This window comes from Paragemmobacter kunshanensis, from assembly GCF_011059185.1.
Lineage (GTDB): Bacteria > Pseudomonadota > Alphaproteobacteria > Rhodobacterales > Rhodobacteraceae > Paragemmobacter > Paragemmobacter kunshanensis.
Genome location: NZ_JAALFE010000102.1, coordinates 1 through 897 on the forward strand (window position 1 = coordinate 1; position 897 = coordinate 897).

The window sequence follows — 897 nt, forward strand, 5'->3', positions numbered from 1 at the left end:
AAGCAGAGCCGCCCGGCCACGGTGATCGAGTCGATGAAGACGGTCTCGTACTTCCCGATCACCGCCGGATCGCCGTAGCGGCCGCAGACCTCGTCGAAATGCGCCTGGCTGTAGGGCTGGTCCTCGCGCAGCGCCGGGTTCGGCCCGCCGATAAACACCGCGAAGTCGCGGCATTCCTTCCAGGTGCGCGGCCGGAGCGTGTCGATCTCCAGCCCCTCGACCGCCAGATCCCCGGCCTCGAGGTCGAGGAAGAGCGTGGTCGAGGCGTTAAGCGTCCAAAGCAGGCTGGTCTTGCCGATCCCGGACCGGCCGAAGATGACGCCCTTGATGCCCTTGCGTTGCGCGAGCCGTTCGTCGGCGCCGATGATGGGAAGGGCCATCACTGGCCCTCCTTTTTCATTACTGCAGCGGCGGCGCGATCTGCGCCGATGCACCCTGCCTCGCGGGCGAGCTTGTAGAGCCGCTTCAGCGCGTCTGCGCGGCGGTAGGCGACTGTGCTCTCGCGCTCCGCTTCCACGATCGCGAAGGCGATCTCGTCGACGGTCGCCTCGACGACCGGCAGCGGCTCGCGCGGCTCGTCACCGGGGCGCTGTGGGAAGGCGATGGTTTCGGGGAGGTCTTCAAGGGCGTAGTTCGCCGCGCGAAGACGGGTGATGTCGTCCGGCTGATCCGGCATGGCGGTTCTCCGTGGGATGAGGTGATCGAGGAGGCGCATCACGCGGCCTCGCGGACGTCGGGCGCGGGCTCGGCGACGTAGATCGCCAGCAGCGGCGTCCCGTCGGCATGGGCGCCAGCGTCCTCGATCTGATAGTTGCGGTTTGGCTCGCAGACCTCGGTCAGCTCCCAGCGGCGATAGAGCCCCGGAAGACGCCTGAAATCCTCGAGCGACAGATCGGC

Annotated in this window: 3 protein-coding genes; all 3 read right to left on the minus strand. The window is 67.8% G+C overall.

Going from position 1 to position 897, the window contains the following annotated elements:
* On the minus strand, nt 1-380 hold a 380-nt coding region (locus G5V65_RS21975), incomplete at its 3' end, for an AAA family ATPase (RefSeq protein WP_165054767.1).
* Nucleotides 380-676 carry a hypothetical protein gene (locus tag G5V65_RS21980; protein ID WP_156429244.1) on the minus strand — a complete coding sequence of 99 codons (297 nt, stop codon included), beginning with the start codon at nt 674-676 and terminating at the stop codon, nt 380-382. The genes G5V65_RS21975 and G5V65_RS21980, both read right to left, overlap by 1 nt.
* Before the next feature lie 38 nt (nt 677-714).
* On the minus strand, nt 715-897 hold a 183-nt coding region (locus G5V65_RS21985; protein ID WP_165054704.1), incomplete at its 5' end, for a hypothetical protein.

Bases quoted from the DNA above. Each gene is read 5' to 3' on its own strand.
- G5V65_RS21980 (WP_156429244.1), bottom strand. From the start codon at position 676: ATGCCGGATCAGCCGGACGACATCACCCGTCTTCGCGCGGCGAACTAC.